Genomic DNA, 3,098 nt, shown 5'->3' with positions numbered 1-3,098 from the left:
CGGCTCTTTAACTTATATTTGGGAAAGTCCTCGATCGATTAGTATCTGTCAGCTCCACATGTCGCCATGCTTCCACACCAGACCTATCCACCTCATCATCTTTGAGGGATCTTACTTACTTGCGTAATGGGAAATCTCATCTCGAGGGGGGCTTCATGCTTAGATGCTTTCAGCATTTATCCCGTCCACACATAGCTACCCAGCGATGCCTTTGGCAAGACAACTGGTACACCAGAGGTGTGTCCATCCCGGTCCTCTCGTACTAAGGACAGCTCCTCTCAAATTTCCTGCGCCCGCGACGGATAGGGACCGAACTGTCTCACGACGTTCTGAACCCAGCTCGCGTACCGCTTTAATGGGCGAACAGCCCAACCCTTGGGACCGACTACAGCCCCAGGATGCGATGAGCCGACATCGAGGTGCCAAACCTCCCCGTCGATGTGGACTCTTGGGGGAGATAAGCCTGTTATCCCCGGGGTAGCTTTTATCCGTTGAGCGATGGCCCTTCCATGCGGAACCACCGGATCACTAAGCCCGTCTTTCGACCCTGCTCGACTTGTAGGTCTCGCAGTCAAGCTCCCTTATGCCTTTGCACTCTACGAATGATGTCCAACCATTCTGAGGGAACCTTTGGGCGCCTCCGTTACTCTTTAGGAGGCGACCGCCCCAGTCAAACTGTCCGCCTGACACTGTCTCCTGCCCGGATCACGGGCAAGGGTTAGAAGTCCAATACAGCCAGGGTAGTATCCCACCATTGCCTCCTCCGAAGCTAGCGCTCCGGTCTCTTAGGCTCCTACCTATCCTGTACAGGCTGCACCGGAATTCAATATCAGGCTACAGTAAAGCTCCACGGGGTCTTTCCGTCCTGTCGCGGGTAATGCGCATCTTCACGCATATTATAATTTCACCGAGTCTCTCGTTGAGACAGTGCCCAGATCGTTACGCCTTTCGTGCGGGTCGGAACTTACCCGACAAGGAATTTCGCTACCTTAGGACCGTTATAGTTACGGCCGCCGTTTACTGGGGCTTCAATTCGAAGCTTCGCTTGCGCTAACCTCTCCTCTTAACCTTCCAGCACCGGGCAGGCGTCAGCCCCTATACGTCACCTTACGGTTTTGCAGAGACCTGTGTTTTTGCTAAACAGTCGCCTGGGCCTATTCACTGCGGCTCTCTCGGGCTATAAACCCTACCAGAGCACCCCTTCTCCCGAAGTTACGGGGTCATTTTGCCGAGTTCCTTAACGAGAGTTCTCTCGATCACCTTAGGATTCTCTCCTCGCCTACCTGTGTTGGTTTGCGGTACGGGTACCTCCCACCTCGTTAGAGGCTTTTCTTGGCAGTGTGAAATCAGGGACTCCAGGGTATACACCCCTTGCCATCACAGCTCAATGTTATAGAAACGGGATTTGCCTCGTTTCACACCTCACTGCTTAGACGCGCATGACCAACAGCGCGCTCACCCTATCCTTCTGCGTCACCCCATCACTCAAACGGTGGGGAGGTAGTACAGGAATATCAACCTGTTGTCCATCGTCTACGCCTATCGGCCTCGACTTAGGTCCCGACTGACCCTGAGTGGACGAGCCTTCCTCAGGAAACCTTGGGCATTCGGTGGAAGGGATTCTCACCCTTCTTTCGCTACTCATACCGGCATTCTCACTTCCAAGCGCTCCACCAGTCCTTCCGGTCCAGCTTCAACGCCCTTGGAACGCTCTCCTACCACTGACACCAAAGGTGTCAATCCGCAGTTTCGGTGATTCGTTTAGCCCCGATACATTTTCGGCGCAGCGCCACTCGACCAGTGAGCTATTACGCACTCTTTAAATGATGGCTGCTTCTAAGCCAACATCCTGGTTGTCTGGGCAGCGCCACATCCTTTTCCACTTAACGAATACTTTGGGACCTTAACTGGCGGTCTGGGCTGTTTCCCTCTCGACTATGGACCTTATCACCCATAGTCTGACTCCCAAACATAAATCATCGGCATTCGGAGTTTGTCTGAATTCGGTAACCCGGGATGGGCCCCTAGTCCAAACAGTGCTCTACCTCCGAGATTCTAACGTTTGAGGCTAGCCCTAAAGCTATTTCGGAGAGAACCAGCTATCTCCAGGTTCGATTGGAATTTCACCGCTACCCACACCTCATCCCCGCACTTTTCAACGTACGTGGGTTCGGGCCTCCAGTAAGTGTTACCTTACCTTCACCCTGGACATGGGTAGATCACCTGGTTTCGGGTCTACGACCCCATACTCATTCGCCCTATTCAGACTCGCTTTCGCTGCGGCTCCGCATTCTCTGCTTAACCTCGCATGGAATCGTAACTCGCCGGTTCATTCTACAAAAGGCACGCCATCACCCATTAACGGGCTCTGACAACTTGTAGGCACACGGTTTCAGGATCTATTTCACTCCCCTTCCGGGGTGCTTTTCACCTTTCCCTCACGGTACTGGTTCACTATCGGTCACTAGGGAGTATTTAGCCTTGGGAGATGGTCCTCCCGGATTCCGACGGAATTTCACGTGTTCCGCCGTACTCAGGATCCACTCTGGAGGGGATGAATTTTCGGTTACGGGGCTTTTACCCACTCTGGCGGACCTTTCCAGGTCGCTTCGCCTAACTCATCCTTTTGTAACTCCGTATAGAGTGTCCTACAACCCCAGGAAGCAAGCTTCCTGGTTTGGGCTTTTCCCGTTTCGCTCGCCGCTACTCAGGGAATCGATTTTTCTTTCTCTTCCTCCGGATACTTAGATGTTTCAGTTCTCCGGGTCTGCCTCGTATTTGCTATGTATTCACAAATACGTACCATCCTATTAAAGATGGTGGGTTTCCCCATTCGGAAATCTTCGGATCAAAGCTTACTTACAGCTCCCCGAAGCATATCGGTGTTAGTGCCGTCCTTCTTAGGCTCCTAGTGCCAAGGCATCCGCCGTGCGCCCTTTCTAACTTAACCAAAAAGTTAACGTTCTTCTTTCATTCAGCGATGAATGAGAAGAAAGAACAAAAGAATCGCTGTTCGGCTCACTACGAATAGTGTCCGACTCGGTTGATTGTCTTGATTTGTTGCTTCAATGTTGTTTTATCCAGTTTTCAATGAACAA

Annotated in this window: 1 rRNA gene; it reads right to left on the bottom strand. The window is 52.0% G+C overall.

The window, feature by feature from the left end:
- Nucleotides 1–18: 18 nt before the first annotated feature.
- Nucleotides 19–2,950, bottom strand: a 23S ribosomal RNA gene (locus ACR65F_RS18100).
- Between the last annotated feature and the right edge of the window lie 148 nt (nucleotides 2,951–3,098).

It is taken from the genome of Sporosarcina sp. SAFN-010 (genome assembly GCF_059415065.1).
This window is presented reverse-complemented; position numbering and strand designations above follow the sequence as displayed.